At 59.0% G+C, this 22573-nt stretch carries 23 protein-coding genes; 10 read left to right on the top strand and 13 right to left on the bottom strand.

Features of this window, described 5'->3' with window-relative positions; translation table 11 throughout:
- Positions 1-34: 34 nt before the first annotated feature.
- The 7 genes from KBF66_RS04095 to KBF66_RS04125 all read right to left on the bottom strand — a co-directional run bounded on the left by KBF66_RS04095 (position 35) and on the right by KBF66_RS04125 (position 6866).
- Entirely contained in the window at positions 35-1072 is a 1038-nt protein-coding gene (locus KBF66_RS04095) for a DctP family TRAP transporter solute-binding subunit (RefSeq protein ID WP_296652782.1), read from the bottom strand.
- Between the two features lie 51 nt (positions 1073-1123).
- Positions 1124-2422 carry a TRAP transporter large permease gene (locus KBF66_RS04100; protein ID WP_296652639.1) on the bottom strand — a complete coding sequence of 433 codons (1299 nt, stop codon included), beginning with the start codon at positions 2420-2422 and terminating at the stop codon, positions 1124-1126.
- Complete coding sequence (locus KBF66_RS04105; RefSeq protein WP_296652641.1) at positions 2419-2946, bottom strand: TRAP transporter small permease; 528 nt, start codon at positions 2944-2946, stop codon at positions 2419-2421. Before KBF66_RS04105 ends, KBF66_RS04100 begins: the two co-directional genes overlap by 4 nt.
- A 13-nt stretch (positions 2947-2959) precedes the next feature.
- Positions 2960-3943 (bottom strand): transketolase C-terminal domain-containing protein, encoded by a 984-nt coding sequence (locus tag KBF66_RS04110; RefSeq protein ID WP_296652644.1) that lies wholly within the window; start codon positions 3941-3943, stop codon positions 2960-2962.
- A complete protein-coding gene (locus KBF66_RS04115) occupies positions 3934-4935 on the bottom strand; it encodes a thiamine pyrophosphate-dependent dehydrogenase E1 component subunit alpha (protein ID WP_296652785.1) in 1002 nt (333 codons plus the stop codon). The genes KBF66_RS04110 and KBF66_RS04115 overlap by 10 nt, the downstream gene beginning before the upstream one ends.
- A gap of 184 nt (positions 4936-5119) precedes the next feature.
- Positions 5120-6100, bottom strand: a complete 981-nt coding sequence (locus KBF66_RS04120; RefSeq protein ID WP_296652647.1) for a pseudouridine synthase — start codon at positions 6098-6100, stop codon at positions 5120-5122.
- 52 nt (positions 6101-6152) lie between these two features.
- Complete coding sequence (locus KBF66_RS04125; RefSeq protein ID WP_296652650.1) at positions 6153-6866, bottom strand: Crp/Fnr family transcriptional regulator; 714 nt, start codon at positions 6864-6866, stop codon at positions 6153-6155.
- Between the two features lie 175 nt (positions 6867-7041).
- On the opposite strand from KBF66_RS04125, the gene KBF66_RS04130 reads away from it, so the two are divergent.
- The 7 genes from KBF66_RS04130 to KBF66_RS04160 all read left to right on the top strand — a co-directional run bounded on the left by KBF66_RS04130 (position 7042) and on the right by KBF66_RS04160 (position 15409).
- On the top strand, positions 7042-8988 hold the full coding sequence (locus KBF66_RS04130; protein WP_296652654.1) for an AMP-binding protein: 1947 nt from the start codon (positions 7042-7044) through the stop codon (positions 8986-8988).
- Positions 8989-9002: 14 nt separating this feature from the next.
- Positions 9003-9788 (top strand): ABC transporter ATP-binding protein, encoded by a 786-nt coding sequence (locus KBF66_RS04135; protein ID WP_296652657.1) that lies wholly within the window; start codon positions 9003-9005, stop codon positions 9786-9788.
- A 19-nt stretch (positions 9789-9807) separates the two neighbouring features.
- Positions 9808-10737 carry a branched-chain amino acid ABC transporter permease gene (locus tag KBF66_RS04140; protein ID WP_296652661.1) on the top strand — a complete coding sequence of 310 codons (930 nt, stop codon included), beginning with the start codon at positions 9808-9810 and terminating at the stop codon, positions 10735-10737.
- Between the two features lie 46 nt (positions 10738-10783).
- Complete coding sequence (locus KBF66_RS04145; protein WP_296652665.1) at positions 10784-11860, top strand: branched-chain amino acid ABC transporter permease; 1077 nt, start codon at positions 10784-10786, stop codon at positions 11858-11860.
- 63 nt (positions 11861-11923) lie between these two features.
- On the top strand, positions 11924-13240 hold the full coding sequence (locus tag KBF66_RS04150) for an ABC transporter substrate-binding protein (RefSeq protein ID WP_296652669.1): 1317 nt from the start codon (positions 11924-11926) through the stop codon (positions 13238-13240).
- Between the two features lie 85 nt (positions 13241-13325).
- Positions 13326-14135, top strand: coding sequence for an ABC transporter ATP-binding protein (locus KBF66_RS04155; RefSeq protein ID WP_296652671.1), 810 nt, complete (start codon positions 13326-13328; stop codon positions 14133-14135).
- A 20-nt stretch (positions 14136-14155) separates the two neighbouring features.
- Positions 14156-15409, top strand: coding sequence for an AMP-binding protein (locus KBF66_RS04160; protein WP_296652673.1), 1254 nt, complete (start codon positions 14156-14158; stop codon positions 15407-15409).
- A 57-nt stretch (positions 15410-15466) separates the two neighbouring features.
- Here KBF66_RS04160 and KBF66_RS04165 read toward each other — a convergent pair whose 3' ends face one another.
- The gene (locus tag KBF66_RS04165; RefSeq protein ID WP_296652676.1) at positions 15467-15802 is read right to left on the bottom strand and encodes a DUF1840 domain-containing protein; all 336 of its coding nucleotides are present in this window, start codon (positions 15800-15802) and stop codon (positions 15467-15469) included.
- Between the two features lie 82 nt (positions 15803-15884).
- On the opposite strand from KBF66_RS04165, the gene KBF66_RS04170 reads away from it, so the two are divergent.
- A complete protein-coding gene (locus KBF66_RS04170) occupies positions 15885-16973 on the top strand; it encodes an aminopeptidase (protein WP_296652679.1) in 1089 nt (362 codons plus the stop codon).
- On the top strand, positions 16966-17322 hold the full coding sequence (locus tag KBF66_RS04175) for a polyhydroxyalkanoic acid system family protein (protein ID WP_296652681.1): 357 nt from the start codon (positions 16966-16968) through the stop codon (positions 17320-17322). Before KBF66_RS04170 ends, KBF66_RS04175 begins: the two co-directional genes overlap by 8 nt.
- On the opposite strand, the gene KBF66_RS04180 is transcribed toward KBF66_RS04175, so the two are convergent.
- On the bottom strand, positions 17311-17565 hold the full coding sequence (locus KBF66_RS04180; RefSeq protein ID WP_296652685.1) for an acyl-CoA-binding protein: 255 nt from the start codon (positions 17563-17565) through the stop codon (positions 17311-17313). The genes KBF66_RS04175 and KBF66_RS04180 overlap by 12 nt on opposite strands.
- Before the next feature lie 120 nt (positions 17566-17685).
- Between KBF66_RS04180 and KBF66_RS04185 the strand changes: the two genes are divergently transcribed.
- On the top strand, positions 17686-19173 hold the full coding sequence (locus tag KBF66_RS04185) for a wax ester/triacylglycerol synthase family O-acyltransferase (protein ID WP_296652689.1): 1488 nt from the start codon (positions 17686-17688) through the stop codon (positions 19171-19173).
- Positions 19174-19179: 6 nt separating this feature from the next.
- Here KBF66_RS04185 and KBF66_RS04190 read toward each other — a convergent pair whose 3' ends face one another.
- The 4 genes from KBF66_RS04190 to KBF66_RS04205 are packed head-to-tail and all read right to left on the bottom strand — an operon-like array spanning position 19180 to position 22520.
- Positions 19180-19953 carry a hypothetical protein gene (locus KBF66_RS04190; RefSeq protein ID WP_296652692.1) on the bottom strand — a complete coding sequence of 258 codons (774 nt, stop codon included), beginning with the start codon at positions 19951-19953 and terminating at the stop codon, positions 19180-19182.
- A gap of 32 nt (positions 19954-19985) precedes the next feature.
- Positions 19986-20642, bottom strand: a complete 657-nt coding sequence (locus tag KBF66_RS04195; RefSeq protein WP_296652695.1) for a TetR/AcrR family transcriptional regulator — start codon at positions 20640-20642, stop codon at positions 19986-19988.
- Positions 20636-21886, bottom strand: coding sequence for a patatin-like phospholipase family protein (locus KBF66_RS04200; RefSeq protein ID WP_296652697.1), 1251 nt, complete (start codon positions 21884-21886; stop codon positions 20636-20638). Before KBF66_RS04200 ends, KBF66_RS04195 begins: the two co-directional genes overlap by 7 nt.
- A gap of 25 nt (positions 21887-21911) precedes the next feature.
- A complete protein-coding gene (locus tag KBF66_RS04205) occupies positions 21912-22520 on the bottom strand; it encodes a phasin family protein (RefSeq protein WP_296652698.1) in 609 nt (202 codons plus the stop codon).
- Positions 22521-22573: the final 53 nt, after the last annotated feature.

The following is a 22573-nucleotide window of genomic DNA, read 5'->3' on the forward strand; positions in this document are numbered from 1 at the left end:
ATACCACCACCCTGCGGGTGGCGGCGTCACTGGCTTACTTCTTGCGCGCCACAATGGCTTTTTCGGCGGTGCTCACAAGATCAGCGCCAATGGTTTTTTTCCACTTCTCATAGACCGGGCGCGTGGCCTTGACAAACTCGTCGCGCTCAGCAGTGCTCAGCTGCACGATGTTGACGCCCATGGCGGCGATGTCCTTGAGCAGAGGCTGTCCGGCATCAGCCAGACCCTTGCGAGCAATTTCGATCTCCTGTTTGCCGGCGTCGATGGCCGCCTGGCGCACCACCGCCTGGTCTGCCGGTGTCCAGGAAGCCCAGATGTCCTTGTTGACCACAAACACCAGCGGGTCGGCCATATAGCCCCACATGGTCACGTTCTTCTGTCCCACGTTGTGCAGCTTGGCGGCGGTGAAGATCGACATCGGGTTTTCCTGGCCGTCCACCGCGCCACTGGCAAAGGCGGGTTGGGCATCGGCCCAGCTCATCTGTGTCGGGTTGGCACCCAGCGCGGTAAAGGTGTCGAGGAACAAGGGGGAGCCCACCACGCGAATCTTCAGGCCTTTGAGGTCAGCCGGGCTGCGTACCGGGCGCTTGGAGTTGGTCAGCTCCCGGTAGCCGTTCTCGCCCCAGGCCAGCGGCACCACGCCTGCTTTGTACAGGGTGGCAAACATCTTCTGCCCCACTTCACCCTGCGTCAGTGCATCGATGGCAGCGTAGTCGGGCATCAGGAAAGGCAGCGAGAACAGGTTGAGTTCCTTCACTTGTGGCGACCAGTTGATGGTGGAGCCAATTGCCATGTCGATCACACCCTGACGCAGCGCAGAAAATTCGCGCGTTTGGTCACCCTGGATCAGCGACACACCGGGGTAGAGCTTGATGTTGATGCGACCTTGGGTGCGCTCCTTGATCAGGTCAGCCCAGATCTGGCCACCCTTGCCCCAGGGGAAGGCGGTACCGACCACCAGTGACATGCGGTACTCGGCCTTGTAAGGCTCAGCGGCCACAGCCGGGGTCGAGAGCGCGCCCAAGGTGGCCGCAACGGCGGCCAGGCCGACCAGGGTTCTACGCAATTTCATCATCTCAAGTCTCCTTCAGTTAAAAAATCCAAACGTCTCAAGCACGCTGTGTCAGTAACCCAAACGGGTCGGCAACCACAACGCCACCTGCGGGAACACAATCACCAGCAGCAGCACACTCAGCAGCGCGGCCAGCAGCCAGATCACCCAGCGCACGGTTTCTTCCATGCGTACACCGGCAATGCGGCAAGTCACCATCAGGTTGACCGCGATCGGCGGGGTGAACTGGCCCAGGGCCACCATGAGAGTCAGCAACACGCCAAACCACACCAGGTCCCAATGGTAAAACTGGGCTACCGGTATCAGCAGCGGCACAAAGATCAAAAAGATCGAAATACCGTCCAGAAACATACCCACCACCACCAGCAAGGCCATCAGCAATGCCAGCACGCCGTACTCACCCAGCCCGGAGTTGACAATGGCCTGCGTCACCGGGTCGATGATGCCCAGGGTCGAGAGCGAGTAGGCAAACACGCCGGCCAGAGCCACCACCAGCAAGATGATGGCTGACAGTTCACCCGATTCGCGCAGAATCTCAAACAGGTCGCGCACTTTGATGCTGCGGTAGATCACCATGCCGACGAACAGACCGTAGAACACCGCCACCACGGCAGCCTCGGTGGGGGTGAACCAGCCGGCACGCATACCACCCAGAATCAGCACCGGTGCCGCCAGTCCCCAGGACGCCTCACGCAGGCTGGCCCAGAACGGTGGGCGCGGCAACAAAGACTCCTGTTGGCCCATGCCGTGATGACGCGACAGCCACACGGCGGGCACCATCAGCGCCAGTCCGACCAGCAAACCGGGCACCATGCCGGCGGCAAAAATGGCCGGTACCGAGGCCCCTGGCACCAGCACTGAATAGACGATGAAGGCAATCGACGGGGGAATCAAAATGTCGATGGAGGCCGCAGCCCCCACCACGCTGGCCGAAAACGCCGGCGCATAACCGGCGCGCGTCATGGCAGCAATCATCACGCCCCCGACGGCGGCGGCTGTGGCCGGCCCGGAGCCAGAAATACCGCCCATGAACATGGCCACCGCAATCACGACCAGCGGCAACATGCCCGGGCCACGCCCAACGATGGCGGTGGCAAAGTTGACCAATCGCAAAGCAACGCCCGAGCGGTCAAAAATCGAGCCGACCAGCACAAACATTGGGATCGCGAGCAGCGGGTACTTGCCCAAGCCGGCGTAAAAGTTCTGCGGCACCGCCAGCAGACCAAGCCACTGTGAGCCGGCGTTGGCCAGCGCAATGGCCGCTGCGCCGGCCAGACCCAGCGACACACCAATCGGCACGCCCGCCAGCATCATGCCAACAAACACTACGAACAACAACGTGGCGATCATGGCGCGCGCCCGCGCCGGATGAACAGGCCCAGCGCCCGCAAAGCGATGGCGATCGACAGAACGGGCAGCCACATGGTGTACCACCATTGCGGCACGCCAATACCAGGCGAGGTTTCGCCGTACTGAAAATCGTCGTACACGGTGCGCACACTCAATACCGCCATCAGCGTGAAGAGTGCACACACCATCAGCGCCCCAAAGCGTGCCAGCGCACGCTGGCGTGCTGGCGTGCCACTGTCAGAAAAAAACTCGATGCGGATTTGCCGGTTGCGCGCCACCGAGGCCGAACCCGCCACCAGCGCCAGCACAATCATCAGGAACACCGAAAACTCTTCGGTCCAGGCAAATGACTCGTTGGTGAAATAGCGCACCAGCACGTTGGTGAAAGTGATGAGCGCCAGCAGCGCCATGACGATCACGGTCAACCAGTCTTCTACCTTGAGCGGAACGCGGGGGTGTTCTTCGGGAACGGTCGGGTCTTGCACCTCAATGGGCAGGTGATGGGGTTCGTGGGGTAAGTGCATCGTCGGGTCGGGCCTAAGCCAGCATGGTTCTGACCGTGGCGGCAATCGTCTCAGGGCTGATGCGCGATTGTGCTTCCAGAATGGGCGAGTAGCCGACCGGAATGCGCGGTGCACCGAGTCGTTTGACGCGCGCGCCAGTCACTTCGGCCACTGTGGCGGCAATCTCGGCGCCAAAACCCGCCACCTGAATCGCTTCGTGCACCACCAGCAGACGGCCGGTTTTGGCGGTGGAGGTGAGTACGCACTCACGGTCCCACGGCCAAATACTGCGCAAATCGATCAGCTCGACGTCGATGCCTTGCGCCGCGAGCGTCTGGCACGCCTGTTCGCACAGCAGCGCCTGCCGGCTCCAGCTCACCAGCGTCAACTGGGTGCCAGGGCGGCGAATGGCAGCTTTGCCAAGTGGCACTTGCAACGCTTCATCGACAGCACCCGATGCGCCCCAGAGCGTTTTGTGTTCGATGTAAATCACCGGGTCGCCACAGGCCAGCGCGGCGCGCAACAGTGAGTAGTTGTCTTGCACCGTCGCCGGGCAGACCACCACCACCCCCGGCAGGGCGGCAAACCAGGCTTCGAAACTCTGCGAGTGCTGGGCAGCCGATGCGTCCCAAATCCCGCCGGGCAGGCGCGCCACCAGCGGCACCCGGCCCTGGCCGCCAAACATATAGCGGTTCTTGGCGGCCTGGTTGACGATTTCATCCATGCCGCACAGGGCAAAGTCGGCCACCCGCATCTCCACCACCGGGCGCAGGCCTGCCAGCGCCATCCCGACGCCCGCGCCCATGATGGCCGATTCGCTGATCGGAGTGTCAATGACGCGATCCACACCAAACTCGGCTTGCAGCCCGGCGTACTGGCCAAAAATGCCACCGCGCCCCACATCTTCGCCCAGCACCACCACATGGGGGTCGGCGCGCATCTCAAGTTGCAAGGCACGCACGGCGGCTTGCGCGTAGGTCATGCTCTGCGCGGCAGGCGCTGTTGTTGTCAATACCATGTGCCGGCTCCGGTGGTCTGGACGTCGGTATAAGCAGCGCTGGCGTCAGGCCAGGGGGCAGCAGCAGCAGCAGCCAGGGCCGCGTTGACCTCGGCAGCCGCTGCATCTTCAATAGCTGTCAGCGATTGATCTGTCTGCGCTATAGCCTTAAAACGTTCACGAAGTCGGGCGATCGGGTCGGTTTGCAAGGCTGCTGCCAGCTCTTGTGGGTTGCGGTAAGCGGCCGGGTCCACTGACACATGACCTTTGACCCGGTAAGTCAGGGCGTGCAGCAGGCGCGGCCCCAGGCCAGCGCGCACCTGCGCCACCAACGCCTGCGCAGCTTGGTACACCGCGACGACATCGTTGCCATCCACCTGGGTGGCCGCGATGTCAAGACTCTGGGCCCGCGCGGAGGCTCCCGCCCCGGCAGTCATGGCTGTGCTTTCGGTGGTGGCGCTCCAGCGGTTGTCTTCGCAGACAAACAGCACCGGCAGGTGATAGACCTGCGCCCAGTTCAGGGCCTCCAGGAACGGCCCCCGGTTAATGGCGCCATCGCCAAAAAAACACACGGTGATGGTGTTTTCAATCTCTCGTCCTTGTTCGGCTTGCGTCTTCTGCTTCAGTTTTTGCGCCTGTGCCGCACCCACGGCGATCGGCAAACCGGCCGCCACCACGCCGTTGGCACCCAGCATGCCGACCGAAAAGTCGGCAATGTGCATGGAGCCGCCCTTGCCACCATTGAAGCCGCTGGCTTTGCCAAACAGTTCAGCCATCATGCGCCCCAGGTCAGCGCCCTTGGCCAGGGTGTGGCCGTGTCCGCGGTGGGTCGAGGTGATGGTGTCGCGGGTACTCAAGTGTGCGCAGACGCCCGCTGGCACCGCTTCCTGTCCGGTGGATAAATGCAGCGGGCCGCGCACCTGGGCGCTGCCACCGGCGCTTTGGCCGTAAGCGCTGACACCACCCTGGCTGGCGATCTCGGCGGCGTTCTCAAAGGCGCGAATGCGCACCATGCAGCGGTAGAGGTTGCTGAGTGTGTCGATCGCAGGGTAGGGGTTCACGTGGGCTATCTCTTCGGAGGGCAGTTGGCACGGGTCGTTACATGGTCTGCAGCGACCGTCAAGGGCGATGATAGCTTCAGGTGTGACGCCACCCACTGCCCAAAATCAAACGCCGTGAGATAGGGTCTGAAGTGGCTCAAAAGTGCTCGTGCGGTGCCAGGTAACGCCATTGGCCCACGGGCAGATTGCCCAGCATGACCTTGCCGACGCGCACGCGTTTCAGGCCGACGACCTTCAGGCCGACCAGCTCGCACATGCGGCGAATCTGGCGTTTTTTGCCTTCGGTCAGCACAAAGCGCAACTGCTCGGGGTTCTGCCATTCAACTTGCGCGGGCTTCAAGGGCTGACCGTCCAGCCGCAGACCGTGGCGCAGCAGTGCCAGCTGCTCGGGTGGGAACACAGACTGCACGTCCTGACTCACCGGGTCGTCGTCATCGATGCGGCTGAGTTGCGTGGGCGCAGCGGGGCGGTTCAGGGTGGCGCGTGCGACGGGCCTCGCGGTATGGGTGGCAGCGGCCGAGCTGGCCGCAGCGGTGTTGATGACACCGGTGTAGATCACCCGTACCAGATATTCCTTTTCCATCGACGCGTCTTCACCGATGAGCTGGCGTGCCACCCGTCCGTCTTGCGTGAGCACCAGGAGGCCGGTGGAGTCGATGTCGAGCCGTCCGGCAGGCACCAGGCTTTTGAGCTGGCTGGGGTGAAAGAAAAAGCGTGCGTTGTCCTCGGTCCAGCGATTCTGCGGTTGCACCAGCGTGATGGCAGGTTGATGCCCGTCTTCGGCCTGTCCACTGACCAGACCGAGCGGTTTGTTGATCAGTACCGTGACCTGTTTGGCCTGCTGGCCCTGTGCCTGTTTGTCGATCTCGATCTTGACGTCGGGCGCCACCTGCATTCCCATTTCCGCGACGCGGCCGTTGACCTTGACCCAGCCCTTGGCAATCCAGTCATCGGCTTCGCGGCGCGATGCAAGTCCCAACTCGGCCATGCGTTTGTTGAGCCTCAAGGTGCCGTTGGCACCAAACGCTGCGGTGTTGCTTTGGCCAGCAGGGATCGGGGCTTTTTGGGGGGGAGGTGCGGCGCGCCGGAAGGCAGGAGGCTGGGGTGAAGACGTCATAGTATTGAAATTGTAGCTACTAACACTTGATGAATATGGGCTGAAGCCCGATTTATTCAATAAAGTAACTGCTGCGCAGTGCCTGCAGATTGACCACCCTCAGGCCGCCATATTCCACCGCAATTGCGCCGTGGGACGCCAGGGTTGTCAGCGCCTCGTTCACCCGCTGGCGCGACAGTCCCACCAGATAGGCCAGTTCCTGCTGGGTGATACGCAGCTCGGTGCCCAGCCCGGGATACAGCACCGGGTTGAACAGCGCCGCCAGACTGCGGGCCACCCGGATAGTCGGGTTGCTCATGCGGTCGATCTCGCGGGCGGCGATGAACTGGCCCAGCCTCTCGTTGAGTTGGTTCATCACAAATCGGTTAAATCCGATGGAATGGTCGAGCAACCAGTGAAAGGTGTCCACATGCAGGCCGGCCACCATGCTGTTGCGCAGCGCCTGGATGTTGTAGCGGTACACCTCGCGTTTCAGCGCGGTGCCCTCGCCAAACCAGCCACCGGGGGGCACACCGGTGAAGGTCATGGTCTGGCCTTCGGCGTTGTCGGTGCTCATCTTTAGCAGTCCGTCAATCACGCCAAACCAGTATGTCACCTGCCGGCCGGTGCGGCAAACATAGTCCCCGGGTTTGGCGTCCGAGACCTGCAGGTCTTCCACGGCACGCTCGCGCTCGGTGGGTAGCAGTCGCTTGAGCCATGGGATCTGGTCAAGCTCGGCGGGTGTGAGGGGACGTCGGCGCTGAAACAGACTCGGTTCGGTGGTCATGGATCAGCTCCTTTGTCAACAAATTGATAAAACGCAGGGAAAACACCTACCGAGAAAGCGCCAGATTGTCGTCCAAACGACAACTTGACGTCAAACTGCGTCCTATCATTGCGCCCACTTCAGCCAGTATCCGGGTTACCGGACTGGCATTGAATCAGGCAGACAAGGCAAACCGATGCAGACGACTTTTCCGCGATTACTGTTGAACCATGCCACGCAGCGCCCCACCGACACCGCCATGCGTGAGAAGGAATACGGCATCTGGCAGGCGACCAGTTGGGCCGACATGGCAGCACTGGTGGAGCACCTGGCCTGTGGGCTGCATCAGGCGGGGCTGCGTCAGCACGACCACATGGTGGTGATTGGGGCGAATCGCCCACGTTTGTACGCCACCATGCTGGCGGTGCAGTCGCTGGGCGCAGTGCCGATTGCGCTGTACCAGGATGCTGCAGCACCCGAGTGTGTGTTCCCGCTCAACAACGCCGAGGTCCGTTTTGCCTTTGCCGAGGATCAGGAGCAGGTTGACAAGTTGCTGGAAATACGGGAGCAGTGCCCGCAGCTCACGCATATTTACTTTGACGATCCACGTGGCCTGCGCAATTACGACGAGCCCGGCCTGGCCGCGCTGGACGAACTGATTGCCGCCGGCAAGGCGTTTGCTGCCATCCACACCGAGTTCTTCAAATCCGAGGTTGACAAGGTGTTGCCCGATGATGTGGCGGCGATGTTCTTTACCAGTGGCACCACCGGCAACCCCAAGGGCGTGGTGCATACCCACGACACCCTGCTCAACCGGGCGCGCGCCGGTGCCGAGTTTGACAAATTGACCCACCATGAAGACGTGCTGGCCTATTTGCCACCGGCCTGGATTGGGCAAAACATCTTCAGTTACGCGCAGTGGTTGAGCTGTGGTTATGTGGTGAACTGCCCGGAGTCAGCCGCCACCGTGACCATTGATCTGAAGGAAATTGGGCCGACCTATTACTTTGCGCCACCCAGGGTGTTTGAGGGCTTGTTGACCAGTGTGATGATCCGCATGGAAGACGCCGGTAGCATCAAGCGCAAGATGTTTCACGCCTTCATGGCGATTGCCAAACGGGTAGGACCGACCTTGATGGATGGCAAAAGTGTGCCGCTGGGTGACCGGCTGATGTACGCCTTGGGTGATTTTCTGGTGTATGGGCCACTGCGCAACAACCTGGGGTTTAGCCGGGTGCGGGTGGCCTACACCGCTGGCGAGGCGATTGGCCCGGACCTGTTCAGCTTCTACCGCTCCATTGGCGTCAACATCAAGCAACTGTATGGCTCAACCGAAACGGCCGTGTTTGTCTGCCTGCAGCCCGACCATGAAGCGCGTGCCGACACGGTGGGCGTGCCGTGCGCGGGCGTGGAGATCAAACTGGCCGACAACGGCGAGATTCTGGTCAAGTCGCCCGGCTTGCTCAAAGGCTATTTCAAAAACCCCGAAGCCACGGCCGAGGTGTTGACCACTGACGGCTGGTACCACACCAGCGATGCCGGCTTTCTGGATGCGCACGGCCACCTGAAAATCATCGATCGCGTGAAAGACGTGGGCCGTATCAAGGGCGGTGCCAACGACGGTGCGATGTTTGCGCCCAAGTATGTCGAGAACAAGCTCAAGTTCTTTCCGCACATCAAAGAAGTGGTGGCGTATGGCGATGGCCGCGAAAAGGTCTGCGTGATGATCAATATCGACTTTGACGCGGTTGGCAACTGGGCCGAACGGCGCAATCTGCCTTACGCGGGTTATACCGATCTGGCGCAGAAGCCTGAGGTCTATCAGCTGGTCAAAGAGTGTGTGGAGAAGGTCAACGCCGATTTGAGTGTGGACACTCTGCTGGCGGGCTCTCAGGTCAGCCGCTTCCTGGTGCTGCACAAGGAACTCGATGCCGACGATGGCGAACTGACACGCACCAACAAAGTCCGCCGCGGTTTCATTGCCGAAAAATACGATGTGCTGATCGACGCGCTCTATGGCGGCAAAACCACGCAGTACATCGAAACACAGGTCAAATTTGAAGACGGTCGCACCGGCAAGGTGAGCGCCACCTTGCGCATCGACGACACCAAAACCTTTGCACCGGTCAAAGCGGCAGCCTGAAAGAAGTTCATCCCATGGCAAGCAAACAAATTGGCGACGTCATTCTTGACGTCAAGAACATCTCCCTGCGTTTTGGCGGTGTCAAGGCGCTGACAGACATCAGCTTCAACGTGCATGAGCACGAGGTACGCGCCATCATCGGCCCCAATGGTGCCGGCAAGAGCTCCATGCTCAACTGCATCAACGGCGTCTATCGGCCGACGGAAGGTGCCATTACTTTCAGAGGCCAGACCTTCAGTCACATGGACAGCCACCAGGTGGCCACCATGGGCATTGGGCGCACGTTTCAGAACCTGGCGCTGTTCAAGGGCATGAGCGTGATCGACAACATCATGACCGGTCGCAACCTGCGTATCAAAAGCAACATCTTCCTGCAGGCGCTGCGCATCGGCCCGGCCCAGCGCGAAGAGGAAAAACATCGCGAGTTTGTGGAACACATCATCGACTTTCTGGAGATCCAGGCGTTTCGCAAGACCCCGGTCGGCCAGCTGCCCTACGGCCTGCAAAAGCGCGTCGACCTGGGCCGTGCGCTGGCGATGGAGCCGCAACTGCTGCTGCTCGATGAGCCCATGGCCGGCATGAACGTCGAAGAAAAGCAGGACATGAGCCGTTTTGTGCTGGATGTGAACGAAGAGTTTGGCACCACCATTGTGCTGATCGAGCACGACATGGGTGTGGTGATGGACATCAGCGACCGCGTCGTGGTGCTGGACTACGGCAAAAAAATTGGCGATGGCACACCCGACGAGGTGCGTACCAACGAAGAAGTGATCAGCGCCTATCTTGGCACCAGTCACTAAGCACGCAGGAGTTAAGCACATGGGATTTTTCATTGAAACCTTGCTCGGTGGCCTCATGGCCGGCATGCTGTATTCGCTGGTGGCGTTAGGCTTTGTGCTGATTTACAAGGCTTCGGGGGTATTTAACTTTGCCCAGGGTGCGATGGTGCTGTTTGCGGCGCTGGCGATGGCGCGATTTTCTGAGTGGATCCCCCTTTACGCGGGTATCACCAGCAGTTTTGTGGCGAATGCGCTGGCCTTCATTGGCGCCGGGATCCTGATGTTTGGCGTGGCCTGGCTGATTGAGCGCTTGGCCTTGCGTCACCTGGTCAATCAGGAAGGCACCACACTGTTGATGGCCACGCTGGGGATCAGCTACTTTCTCGACGGCGTGGGCCAGACCATTTTTGGCAGCGACATTTACAAGATTGATGTGGGCATGCCCAAAGAGCCGATCATGGCCTTTGAGAGCCTGTTTGAAGGCGGCATCCTGATCAACAAGGAGGATTTGTATGCGGCTGTAATTGCCGCCGTGCTGGTCGGCCTGCTGACCGTGTTTTTCCAGAAAACCGTGACCGGGCGTGCGTTGCGGGCGGTGGCAGACGACCATCAGGCGGCGCAGAGCATCGGCATTCCGCTCAATCGCATCTGGGTCATCGTGTGGTGTGTGGCGGGTGTGGTGGCGCTGGTGGCCGGCATGATCTGGGGCAGCAAGCTTGGTGTGCAGTTTTCTCTGACCACGGTGGCGCTGCGGGCGCTGCCGGTGGTGATCCTGGGGGGACTGACATCGGTGCCTGGGGCCATCATTGGGGGCCTGATCATCGGCGTGGGTGAAAAGTTGTCTGAAGTGTTTTTGGGGCCGTATGTGGGTGGCGGCATCGAGATCTGGTTTGCCTATGTGTTGGCGCTGTTGTTTTTGCTGTATCGGCCACAAGGGTTGTTTGGCGAGAAGATCATTGATCGCGTCTGAAACTGGTCCTGACATTTTTCCAGCCCCCAACGAATAGAGAATCGACATGTTCTACAGAGAAAACGGCCAATTCAAGACCAGCTACCGGGCCGATCAGCAGATTTTTCCGATTGCACAGGATCGCTGGGCGGTACTGCTGATCATCGCCGCGGCATATCTGGTGGTGCCGCTGTTCAGCAGCGACTACATGTTCCGTGCCATCCTGATCCCGTTCCTCATCATGGCGCTGGCTGCATTGGGGGTCAACATCTTGGTCGGTTACTGCGGCCAGATTTCTCTGGGGTCGGGCGCCTTCATGGCGGTGGGGGCTTATGCCGCGTTCAATTTTTTTGTACGTGTGCCAGGCATGCCACTGGTTGCTGCGCTGGTGTTGGGTGGTATCTGTTCGGCGGCGTTTGGAATCTTGTTTGGTTTACCAAGCCTTAGGGTCAAGGGCTTGTATTTGGCAGTGGCCACGCTGGCGGCGCAGTTTTTTGCCGACTGGATGTTCTTGCGCATCAAATGGTTCACCAACGACGCGCCCTCGGGGTCGGTTTCGGTATCAGGACTGCAGGTATTTGGCATGCCCATTGAGTCGCCGCTTTCCAAATACCTGCTGTGTCTTTCCCTTTTGGTGGTGATTGGCCTGCTGGCCAAGAACCTGGTGCGTAGTGCCATGGGACGGGAGTGGATGGCGATCCGCGACATGGACGTGGCCGCTGCGGTGATCGGCATCCGTCCGATGTATGCCAAATTGACTGCGTTTGCGGTCAGCTCGTTCATCGTTGGTATGGCGGGGGCGTTGTGGGGCTTTGTCTATCTGGGTTCCTGGGAGCCGGCGGCGTTTTCGATCAACCAGTCGTTCAATCTGTTGTTCATGGTGATCATTGGCGGCATGGGCTCCATCATGGGCAGCTTTTTTGGTGCCGCGTTCATTGTGTTGCTCCCCATCTTTTTGAACCAGTTCTTGCCGCTGCTGGGTGGTCTGGTCGGTGTGCAGATTTCGACGTCGGGAATTTCTCACGCTGAGCTGATGATTTTTGGCGCGTTGATTGTCTGGTTTCTGATTGTTGAGCCGCATGGGCTGGCCAAACTCTGGTCCATTGGCAAACAAAAGATGCGCTTGTGGCCATTTCCACACTGATTTTGTTGTTTGTTCCCGTTCGTTAACCATAGGCACGTGAGTGTCAATTACTTAGGAGACTCCATGAAAATTCGCAACATCGTTCTGGCCAGTGCCATGGTCGCTGCCGCCGCAGGGGCGTTTGCCCAGGCCAAAGAGCAGTTCTTCCCCGGTCTGCCGTATCGCACCGGACCCTACGCACCGAACGGGGTGCCATGGGCCAACGGCTACGCGGACTACATGGCGCTGACCAATGCGCGCGGTGGTATCAATGGCGTGAAGATCATTTACGAAGAGTGCGAGACTGGCTACGACACGGCACGTGGTGTGGAGTGTTATGAGCGTCTTAAAGGCAAACATGGCGGTGCCACCGTGTTCCAGCCCTTGTCCACCGGTATCACGTTTGCTTTGACAGAAAAAGCGCCAGGCGACAAGATTTCCTTGATCACTGCAGGCTATGGCCGCAGCGAAAGCCAGGATGGCTTGATTTTCAAGTGGAACTTCCCGATCGCGGGCACCTACTGGCTGGCTGCTGACGCCTTGGTGCAAACCATCGGCAAGAAGGAAGGTGGCCTCGACAAGCTCAAAGGCAAGAAGGTCACCTTGGTCTACCATGACTCACCCTATGGTAAAGAGCCGATCCCGCTCTTGCAGGAGCGCGCTGCCATGCACGGTTTCAATCTGCAATTGTTGCCAGTCACTGCCCCAGGTGTTGACCAGAAAGCGACCTGGCTGCAGGTACGCCAGGCCCGTCCCGACTACGTATTGTTGTGGGGTTGGGGTGTGATGAATTCCACTGCGCTCAAAGAAGCTCAGGCTACCGGTTATCCGCGTGACAAGATGTACGGTGTATGGTGGTCGGGTGCCGAGCCTGACGTGAAAGACGTGGGCGAGGGGGCCAAGGGCTACAACGCGGTCACCATGCAACATGGTGCTGAACCCAATTCAGCCGTTGTCAAGGAAATCCTGGCCAAGGTCCATGGTGCTGGCAAAGGCAGTGGCCCCAAGGAAGAGGTGGGTTCGGTGCTGTACATGCGGGGTGCCATGAGTGCGATGTTCGCGGTTGAAGGTGTGCGACGCGCGCAAGAGCGTTTTGGCAAAGGCAAGTGGATGAATGGTGAGCAGGCTCGCTGGGGCTATGAAAACCTCGCGCTTGATCAAAAGAAGCTTGACGGGCTGGGTTTTGCCGGGGTTATGCGTCCGGTGGCCACCACCTGCGCCGACCACATGGGTTCCAACTGGGCGCGTGTACACACCTGGGATGGCAAACAATGGGCATTCAGCTCTGACTGGCTGCAGGCCGACGAGCAAATTCTCAAACCCCTGGTCAAAAAGACGGCTGCCAAATATGCCGAGGACAAGAAGCTGACCCCGCGCACCCCGGCGGACTGCCAGTCCTGATATCTCCCCGCATCCCGGCTGCTAGCCGGGATGCCCAGCCAACAGTCCTGCGTGCAGGGTTGTTGATTGGTGAAAGCTAGGAAATATGGAACCCAACAACATCGTTCTCAATGTCAATGGCATCGAAGTCATATACAACCATGTCATTCTGGTGCTCAAAGGTGTGTCGCTGAATGTGCCGCAGGGCAACATTGTGGCCATCCTCGGGGGCAACGGCGCGGGCAAAACCACCACACTGCGTGCCATCTCCAACCTGTTGCGTGGTGAACGGGGCGAGGTCACCAAGGGTTCGATCGAGTTGCGGGGTGAACGCATCGAAAACCTGTCGCCCGCCGACCTGGTGCAGCGTGGTGTGGTGCAGGTGATGGAAGGGCGCCACTGTTTTGCCCACCTGACCATTGAAGAAAACCTGCTCACAGGCAGCTACACGCGCAAGGACAAAGGCGAAATTGCCGCCAATCTGGACAAGGTCTACACCTATTTCCCGCGCCTGAAAACCCGGCGCACCAGTCAGGCCGCCTACACCTCGGGTGGTGAGCAGCAGATGTGCGCGATTGGCCGAGCGCTCATGACCAACCCCAGCATGGTGTTGCTGGATGAACCGTCGATGGGATTGGCGCCGCAGATTGTTGAAGAGGTGTTCGAGATCGTGAAAGATCTGAACGAGAAAGAGAAAGTCACCTTCCTGCTGGCGGAACAGAACACCAACATGGCGCTCAAGTACGCCGACTATGGCTACATCATGGAGTCGGGCCGGGTGGTGATGGACGGTGTGGCCAGTGACCTGGCCAACAACGAGGATGTCAAAGAGTTTTATCTGGGCATGGGTGGTGGTGAACGCAAGAGCTTCAAGGACGTGAAGAGTTACAAGCGGCGCAAGCGCTGGTTGGCGTGACAGTTTTTTCTGGGAAGAACATGAACAATTTTTTTGACGCGCTGGAAACGCGGGAACCAGCTGCGCGTGAAATGGCTCTGCTGAGCGCCTTGCCGGTGCAGGTGGCACACGCCAAGTTGGCCTCCCCGGCATTTGCGCAACTGCTACAGGACGTCGATCCGTTCAGTGTCAATAGCCGGCAGGCTCTGGCCCAACTGCCCGTCATACGCAAGCATGAGCTGCTTGAGCGGCAACTCGCCAGCCGCAAGCAAGGCCTTAGCGTGTTTGGTGGCTTTAGCGCCGCCGGTTTTGGTGCGCAAATGCCGCGTGTGTTTGCCAGTCCCGGTCCGATCTACGAGCCCGAAGGCACGGGACAGGATTACTGGCGGATGGCGCGCGCCATTTTTGCGGCCGGTTTCAGGCCGGGTGAATTGATCCACAACAGCTTCAGCTATCACTTTGTACCGGCCGGCTCGATGATGGAAACCGGTGCCCATGCGCTGGGTTGTACGGTGTTCCCCGGCGGCACCGGTCAGACCGAGCAGCAGGTGCAGGCGATGGCCGAGTTGCAGCCCGCAGGCTATATCGGTACACCCAGTTTCCTCAAGATCATTCTTGAAAAAGCGCTTGAGATGGACGTGCCTCTGCCCAGCTTGACCAAGGCCATGTTTGGCGGTGAGGCCTTTCCGCCGAGTTTGCGTGACTGGTTTGCGGCGCACGGCGTGGCTGGTTATCAGTGTTACGCCACGGCCGATGTGGGTTCGATTGCGTTCGAAACCGCTTCGCGCGAAGGTTTGGTGGTGGACGAAGGCGTATTGCTGGAGATCGTGCGCCCGGGCACCGGTGACCCGGTGGCTGCGGGGGAGGTGGGTGAAGTGGTGGTGACCACGCTGAACCGGACCTACCCGCTGATTCGTTTTGGCACGGGAGACCTGTCGGCGGTGCTGCCGGGCAGTTGCCCCACCGGGCGGACCAACACCCGTATCAAGGGCTGGATGGGTCGCGCCGATCAAACCACCAAGGTGCGTGGCATGTTTGTGCACCCGGGGCAGGTGAACACCGTTGTCAAGCGTTTCCCCGAGATCACTCGGGCGCGTCTGGTGGTCAGTGGCGAAATGGCCAACGACAGCATGACACTCAAGGTCGAAGCCTTGGGTGATGCCATCGGTCTGGCTGAACAGTTGACCCAGGCCATGCGGGACGTGACCAAATTGCGCGCCCAGGTCGAATTGCTGCCGATCGGCACCCTGCCCAACGATGGCAAGGTGATCGAGGACGCCAGAAGTTATCAATAATATAGCGATAAACCCAATATGGGTAAGCGCCAAAACCAGTTTTTATGCTGGAATAGATCAGACACCCCAGGTGATGGGCTCTTCTTCTTTCTGGCATAACCGTATCATCTCCATCAAGGGCTGCGCGCGCTGGCGCAAGCCGATGGCGTCAAATCGGGGTGCTGGCAAGTGCTCGGCTTGTGCGGCGGCGATGGCATCGCGGCGTGCCGCTTCTTCGTGCGCGATGGCTGCGCTCAAGGCGTCCAGCGCCTGCGCCATCTGCTCTGGTAGCAAAATGCCCTTCACACTGGGTTCGTCGGCGCTGTGTTTGCCGATGATCTGTAGAACATGCTCGCCGTTGGGCTGCAACATAATCACGTCACCGGCGGCTTTTGATTTGAATTTGTAGAGCATTCCTGATGTCTTTCTGTGATGTGGTCTGTGAGCCAAAGGCTTCGGTCAGTCATGCTACACCGTGCCAGTCATGGCGCTCGGTGTGATAACCCACATTGTCGCGCGGCGCTTGCTGCTGGCGCTGACGCTGCTGTTGGGTGCCTGCGCCGAAACCGCCTACTACTGGCAGTCGATCGGCGGACACATGCGCCTGATGCAGTCGGCGCGCCCCATCCGCGACTGGCTGGAAGACGCGCAGACCGCGCCGGCGCTGCGTGCGCGCCTGCAACTGGCGCAGCAGATACGCCACTTTGCAACAACCCGGTTGCATCTGCCAGACAACGCCAGCTACCAAGCCTACGCCGATTTGCATCGCCGTCATGTGGTTTGGAACGTGGTGGCGACCCCCGAGTTTTCTCTGACATTGAAGACCTGGTGCTTTCCGGTGGCGGGTTGTGTGACTTATCGCGGCTATTTTGATGAGTCTGCCGCCAACCAGCAGGCCAGCGAATTGCGCCATCAGGGATGGGAGGTCAGCGTTTATGGCGTACCGGCCTACTCGACCTTGGGCTGGATGAACTGGGCTGGCGGCGACCCCCTGCTCAATACCTTTGTCCATTACAGCGATGGCGAACTGGCGCGCCTGATGTTTCATGAACTGGCCCACCAGGTGGTGTATGTGGCGGACGACACGCGCTTCAATGAATCTTTTGCGACCGCTGTGGAGCGCCTCGGTGTGCGGCAATGGCTGGATTTAAAGGGCGATCCTCAGGTCAAAGCGCAGTACCAGCTGTTCGATCAGCGGCGTGTTCAGTTTCGTACACTGACCCGACAGACGCGCCAGAAGCTGCTTGATTTTTACGCTCAAAAACAGGCTCTAGCGCAATCTAAACAAGAGATTTCTGCTATAAAAAATAAGATCATGCAGGAGTTTCGGGCCGACTACACCCAGATCAAACAACAGTGGGGTGGTTACAGCGGCTTTGATGCCTGGGTGGCGCAGGCCAACAATGCGAGTTTTGCCGCACAAGCGGCCTATGATGATCTGGTGCCGGGGTTTGAGGCTCTGTTTGAGCAGGTCGGGCGCGACTGGCAGAGGTTTTATGATGCGGTCAGGCAATTGGCCAAAATGGCGGCAATCGAACGCAACACACACCTTCAACAATGGGCACAGGAGCAGACACTTGGCTGATTTACACATCGTTCGCGAACACAGCTTGGGCCTGGCCAAAGCCAGAAAGATCGCCTTTCAATGGGCTGAACAGGTCGAGGCCGATTTCGGCATGGCTTGCAGCTATGCAGAAAGCAAGGGCGGTGATGAGGTGGTGTTTTCCCGCTCAGGCGTCAAAGGCAACTTGCTGGTGCACAAAGACCGTTTTGAATTGCGCGCACAACTCGGTTTTCTGTTGGGCGCATTCAAGCACAAGATCGAGGCCGAAATTGTCAAAAACCTCGATACCTTGCTCGCGCCAAAAACAGAACCGCAAGCACCTCGGGTGGTGCGCGCACGGCCCAAACAAAAGGCCGGGTCAGCTGAGTGATTCGATCAAGTCAACGTACTGCTGCATGGCGTCGTTGCTGGCCGTACCTTTTAGCCCGTTCCAGGCGTCCCACTTGGCGCGTCCCACCATGTCGGTGAATCCAGGTTTCTTTTCTGTGTTGTCACCGCTGCTGGCTTGTTTGTACAGGGCGTACAACTTGAGCAAGGTCATGTTGTCGGGGCGCTCACTCAGATTTTTTGAGTTGGCAACGGCGGCTTCGAACTTGGTTTTCAGGGCTGACATGGCGGACTTTCCTTGGGTTCTTGGTTGTGAGGCTGGGGCAGTGCGTATCAGGGTAATACACAGCTATCTTAAAGGCGCGATTGCCGACAAAATAGAGATCATTCCCAAAAAAGCCAGTGTATGGTGACCCGAAAAGATATTCCATTTACCGTAGAGCGCATGAGCAAGGTGGACACCGCCTGGCTGCGCATGGATGCCCCAAGTAACCTGATGATGATTGTTGGGGTCTGGATCATCAAGCCGCGTGTGCGGTATGCCGCAGTGTGCGAGCGCATCGAGGAGCGTTTGCTCAAGTATCCGAGATTTTCTCAGCGCGTACAGCTCGATGCAACCGGGGCCAACTGGGTGACTGATACCCGGTTCAGCATCAGGCGTCATGTGCTGCGTGAAAAACTCCCGGCTTCGGCCAAGTCCCAGCCGGAACAGGCGCTGCAGCAACGTCTGGGTGAACTGGCGATGCAGCCTTTGGATGCCCGCTATCCGTTGTGGGATTTTCGTTTGGTGGAGCATTACGACGGCGGCTCTGCCCTGGTGGCGCGGATCCACCATTGCATCGCCGACGGGCTGGCTTTGATCTCGGTCATTCAGTCCTTGGTGGACGGTGGATCCGACCCACCCCAGCGGGCACCGCGGGGGGCACACCCGCATGGCTGGGAGGCGGCCGAGGAGTGGATGAGCCACACCCTGATCGAACCCTTGACGGTGGCTGCCGTCAAGGCATTGGAAGTTGCTGGTGATGGGGCAGTGCATGCTTTCGAGGCCATGGGCGACCCACGCAATGTGTTGGAGCGCTGGCTGGAAAGTGGTTTCAGCAAAGGTAAGGCCGGGTCGGCGGAGCTTGCCCGGTTGGCCTATCAGGTGTTGCGTGACGGTGCGGCGCTGGCGCTGATGCCCGATGACTCGCCCACACGCCTCAAGGGAATACCTGGCACCAGCAAACGCGTCGCCTGGTGTCGTCCCATTCCGCTGGATGAAGTGCGTGCGGTGAGCAAAGCCTTGCGCTGTTCGATCAACGACGTGCTACTGGCCAGTGTGGCCGGCGCCATCGCCCAGTATCTCAAGGGCCATGGTGACGCGGTGCTGGGCAAAGAGGTACGGGCCATGGTGCCGGTGAACTTGCGCCCGATGTCGCAGGCGTACAAGCTGGGCAACCAGTTTGGTCTGGCACCGGTGGTGCTGCCTTTGGGTCTGGAAAATCCGATCGCGCGTGTCTACGAGGTGCGTCGACGCATGTCCGAACTGAAAGGCAGCATGCAGCCCCTGTTGGCCTTTGGTATGTTGGCTGTGGCCGGGTTACTGTTGAAGCCGGCTCAGGATGCGATGCTCAATCTGTTTTCCAAGAAAACCACGGCGGTCATGACCAATGTGCCCGGACCCCGTGAGAAACTGCAGTTTTGCGGTGCCACGCTGGATCAGACGCTGTTTTGGGTGCCGCAGTCCGGCACCGTGGGACTGGGTGTGTCAATTCTGAGTTACGGCGGTGGTGTGCAGTTTGGCGTGATCAGTGACACCACGTTGTGCCCCGACCCCCAAGCCATCATCGATGGTTTTGCCCCCGAGTTTGAGAAACTCAGTTGGCTGACTTTGATGTTGCCCTGGGATGATTGACCGGGTTTAGTCCTCAAGCTCGGCTTTGGCCATTTCGACTTCCAGTCGCTCCATGGCATCACGCGGATGGCTGCGTGACGCCAGTTGATAGAGGTGTGTGGCTTCTTCCATCATTTTGTCGCCGTCAAACATCAGCAGTGCGCGGGCGTATTCCACCATGCAGCGGGGTGATTTGCTGTTGAGTTGCATGGCGTTGGCAAAAAGTTTGAGCCCGACGTCTTTGTTCACGCCATACGCCATGGCACCAATCAGCGAGCCGACCTTGTCGATGATCTCGGCGTGAAAGTTTCCCAGCGCAATGTGGGCATCGGCATGTCTGGGTTGCAGCCGAATTACCTTTTCCAACTGGCTTTTGACCTTGTTGTCCAGACCCTGGGCCAGTGCCTTGGCGACACTCAAACCCTGGCTGTAGCGCCCCAGGGCAAAGGCCCACCAATAGTGCGCACTGGCATTGTCCGGTTGTGCCAGTGCCCGCTGCTCGGCACGCTGCGCCACCTGCAGGAACAGGTCAAGTCGGTGTTCTTCGTGTTTTTCCAGGTAGGTGGCGTGGGTGCAGGTGGCTTTGCAGTAAACCGTCAGGCCTTCGTGCCCCAGGCCCTGTCCCAGCGTTGCCGCTTTGTGAAATTCGCCATTGTGAAAATGCACCCAGGCTTGAAGGACTTGCGGATGGGTCGGCAAAGGCTCCAGATCACCTGCGTGGAGCAAGAGCCACTTTCGGCTGAGGATGGCGGCATCAAAGTTGTCCGTGCCAGCATAAGGAAAAGCCGTCCATCTGGCCATTTTTGTCTCCTAGAACCTGTTTTTTTGAACCGCTACCCTTTATTGTAGGCATCTGCAAGTTGCAGCAAATGGGCACGCTGGCCAGACTCAAGGTAAGGTGCCAACAAATTCAGTGTGTGCTGCGCGCCACGCATCAGCGCAGACTGCGCGTTGTTGGGCTCAAGCGCATTGCGCGGGTCGCGCACATACTCATAACTGAGCCAATAGGTCAGCACCACCACCATGCTCGTCGCAGTGGCGTCGATCTCGCGCGAGTCGATCTGCAACGCACCACCCCGGCGCATGCCGTCAAGCAGCGCCCGAGCGGCACGTGTCTTGTTCTTCAGGACCAGCTGGAAATGAGTTTCCAGGCGGCGGTTCTTGCTCAGCAGGTCGTTGAGGTCGCGGTACAAAAAACGGTATTGCCAGATCAGCTCGAACAGGCTGTGCATAAAGAACCATGCGTCTTCCACGTTGCGCACATCGTCACTGGCGTTGAGCAACTCGCCCAGCTCGCGCTCAAAACGGTTGAACAGGGCGTTGATCAGCTCGTCTTTGGCCGGGTAGTGGTAGTAAAGGTTTCCGGGACTGATATTGAGCTCGGCCGATATCAGGGTAGTCGACACATTGGGCTCGCCGAAGCGATTGAACAGCGCCAGTGTGACCTCAAGAATGCGCTCAGCCGTACGTCGTGGTGCCTTCTTTACCATGCGGTTTGACTTTCGGCGCGGGGATGATCCACCACCTGACTCAAATTGTTCATCAAGTCATGCAGCTTGGTCAACGCCCTTCCAATCCGGGCGGGCGGGTGTTTCGGCAAGCATAAATGCCGATGGGAGTCGTCAAGCAGACGGTGATTCAGCGTGATCCCGTGGTAGCCAAACTTGGCCGTCAGATTGGTCTGATTGGAGCGCAGCATCTGGCGCGTCTGCTGGTAAGCGTGTTCCGCCAGGTGACGCCTTTGACTGTAGCTGAAAGTATTGGCCAAATACAATTCGGGGTCGCGATGGTTCGGCTCGATCAGCACAATGTCGGTATTGGGATAGGATAGTTCGTAATTCTTGAGGCCAAGCACCATCCTCGAATGAATCAATGAGCGGAACGTCTGACTCAGCACGGCGGGCAGGCCCCCTTCCGCGATGCGCGGAATGGGTTCGGGTGCGGTCCATGGCATGATTCGGTCTCTCGCTGTAACCGGTGTTGTCGCGTCAAATGGCACCAGGGGGTTCAGGCACAACATCAGGTCCACACCCTCGTCGAGCGCGATCGACGCATGCATCGTTTTGATCAACGCGCCATCAACGAAATGCTGCCCATCAATTTCGACCGGTGGAAACAGGCCCGGCAAGGCCGCACTGGCCTGCACGGCACGGGAAATTGGCACATGGTCCCAACCCGGTCGGCCAAAGGGCACGGCGGTGCTGCTGTCGAGATGGGTGGCCACCAGTGTCAGGCGGCTTTTCAGTTGCCGAAAATCATTGCTGCGTCCCGGGCGGGAAAACAGCCGACTCAACTCGGTGTGGATCTGGGCATTGGAAAACAGACCGGTTGGCAAACTAGGGCTCAGCCGCTCAAGCGCCCGCATCCACGACTTGCGCCCCAGTGTGCCCTGCCAGACACCTGCCATCATCAGTTCAGGCAACAGCAGGGAACGAGAAAAAAACTCGGAGAATGCAGGCCTGAGCAGCAGAGCAGGGTCAAAAATCTCGGTTTGACGTTTGCTGTCTTCAATGAACAGCGTGAACAACTGCTGTGGCGTGATGCCGTTGGCCAGTCCAGCCGCTATAAAACCGCCGGCAGAAACACCGACGTAATGTTGCAAGCGATTGAAGTCAATGCCGAGCAGTGAATCCTGGAGGGCGCACAAGGCGCCAATTTCATAGATGGCACCAAGAGGCCCGCCACCTGCCAACGCCAAAGCAATTCTGGGAGTGGCGGGTGGTGAAGTCTTCATGGGTCACAGTTTAAGACCGATCGTGCTATTTCGACTCAGGGTTTACCTGATCCGCTTGGGTTTCAGCCACGGCAGGCTTGACAGCGGCTTTGGGCGAAGTCACTTTCTTCGCCACGGGTTTTTTTGCCACGGGTGCCTTCGCGGCAGTCTTGGGACCAGCTTTGGGCACGGTCTTGGCTGCAGGTTGGGTACCCGAGAGCTTTTGCACACTGGCATTGAGTTCGTCAATGCGTGCGATCAGTGCGCTGACATCCTTGGCAGACGGAACCCCCAGTTTATTCAGAGCCTTGGCGACACGGTCTTCAAAAATGTTCTCCAGCTTGTCCCATTGACCAGAGGCCTTGCTGGAGATGTCGGTCGCCATGCTGGACATCTTCTGAGTGGCTTCATTGATTTTTTCCTCGGCAGCGGACTGCGTCTTGCGCTGAAAACTGACGCCTTCCTTGACCAATGCCTCAAAGGCCTTGGTGCCTTCGGTCTGTGCCTTGGTGAATGCGCCCAGACCGGCTTGCCAGATCTGTTGTGCTGAATCTTTCACCGAGCCCGCCAGTGGCAATGCGGTCTTTTTGCTGGCGGTTGTTTTGCCACGTGTGGGTTTGCTGGGTGCTGCGGCTTTCGTAAGTTTGGTCACCATGGTATGTACTCCGGTTGGTTCAAAAATAGTTTCAAAACAGGCTTGCGGCCCGA

Origin of the sequence: Rhodoferax sp., assembly GCF_018063565.1 — a bacterium.
Lineage (GTDB): Bacteria > Pseudomonadota > Gammaproteobacteria > Burkholderiales > Burkholderiaceae_C > Rhodoferax.

What these genes read in the sequence shown, in the direction of transcription:
- KBF66_RS04095 (WP_296652782.1), bottom strand. Translation starts at nt 1,072, where the DNA reads ATGAAATTGCGTAGAACCCTGGTCGGCCTGGCCGCCGTTGCGGCCACC.
- KBF66_RS04100 (WP_296652639.1), bottom strand. Translation starts at nt 2,422, where the DNA reads ATGATCGCCACGTTGTTGTTCGTAGTGTTTGTTGGCATGATGCTGGCG.
- KBF66_RS04105 (WP_296652641.1), bottom strand. Translation starts at nt 2,946, where the DNA reads ATGCACTTACCCCACGAACCCCATCACCTGCCCATTGAGGTGCAAGAC.
- KBF66_RS04110 (WP_296652644.1), bottom strand. Translation starts at nt 3,943, where the DNA reads ATGGTATTGACAACAACAGCGCCTGCCGCGCAGAGCATGACCTACGCG.
- KBF66_RS04115 (WP_296652785.1), bottom strand. Translation starts at nt 4,935, where the DNA reads ATGGTGCGCATTCGCGCCTTTGAGAACGCCGCCGAGATCGCCAGCCAG.
- KBF66_RS04120 (WP_296652647.1), bottom strand. Translation starts at nt 6,100, where the DNA reads ATGACGTCTTCACCCCAGCCTCCTGCCTTCCGGCGCGCCGCACCTCCC.
- KBF66_RS04125 (WP_296652650.1), bottom strand. Translation starts at nt 6,866, where the DNA reads ATGACCACCGAACCGAGTCTGTTTCAGCGCCGACGTCCCCTCACACCC.
- KBF66_RS04130 (WP_296652654.1), top strand. Translation starts at nt 7,042, where the DNA reads ATGCAGACGACTTTTCCGCGATTACTGTTGAACCATGCCACGCAGCGC.
- KBF66_RS04135 (WP_296652657.1), top strand. Translation starts at nt 9,003, where the DNA reads ATGGCAAGCAAACAAATTGGCGACGTCATTCTTGACGTCAAGAACATC.
- KBF66_RS04140 (WP_296652661.1), top strand. Translation starts at nt 9,808, where the DNA reads ATGGGATTTTTCATTGAAACCTTGCTCGGTGGCCTCATGGCCGGCATG.
- KBF66_RS04145 (WP_296652665.1), top strand. Translation starts at nt 10,784, where the DNA reads ATGTTCTACAGAGAAAACGGCCAATTCAAGACCAGCTACCGGGCCGAT.
- KBF66_RS04150 (WP_296652669.1), top strand. Translation starts at nt 11,924, where the DNA reads ATGAAAATTCGCAACATCGTTCTGGCCAGTGCCATGGTCGCTGCCGCC.
- KBF66_RS04155 (WP_296652671.1), top strand. Translation starts at nt 13,326, where the DNA reads ATGGAACCCAACAACATCGTTCTCAATGTCAATGGCATCGAAGTCATA.
- KBF66_RS04160 (WP_296652673.1), top strand. Translation starts at nt 14,156, where the DNA reads ATGAACAATTTTTTTGACGCGCTGGAAACGCGGGAACCAGCTGCGCGT.
- KBF66_RS04165 (WP_296652676.1), bottom strand. Translation starts at nt 15,802, where the DNA reads ATGCTCTACAAATTCAAATCAAAAGCCGCCGGTGACGTGATTATGTTG.
- KBF66_RS04180 (WP_296652685.1), bottom strand. Translation starts at nt 17,565, where the DNA reads ATGTCAGCCCTGAAAACCAAGTTCGAAGCCGCCGTTGCCAACTCAAAA.
- KBF66_RS04185 (WP_296652689.1), top strand. Translation starts at nt 17,686, where the DNA reads ATGGTGACCCGAAAAGATATTCCATTTACCGTAGAGCGCATGAGCAAG.
- KBF66_RS04190 (WP_296652692.1), bottom strand. Translation starts at nt 19,953, where the DNA reads ATGGCCAGATGGACGGCTTTTCCTTATGCTGGCACGGACAACTTTGAT.
- KBF66_RS04195 (WP_296652695.1), bottom strand. Translation starts at nt 20,642, where the DNA reads ATGGTAAAGAAGGCACCACGACGTACGGCTGAGCGCATTCTTGAGGTC.
- KBF66_RS04200 (WP_296652697.1), bottom strand. Translation starts at nt 21,886, where the DNA reads ATGAAGACTTCACCACCCGCCACTCCCAGAATTGCTTTGGCGTTGGCA.
- KBF66_RS04205 (WP_296652698.1), bottom strand. Translation starts at nt 22,520, where the DNA reads ATGGTGACCAAACTTACGAAAGCCGCAGCACCCAGCAAACCCACACGT.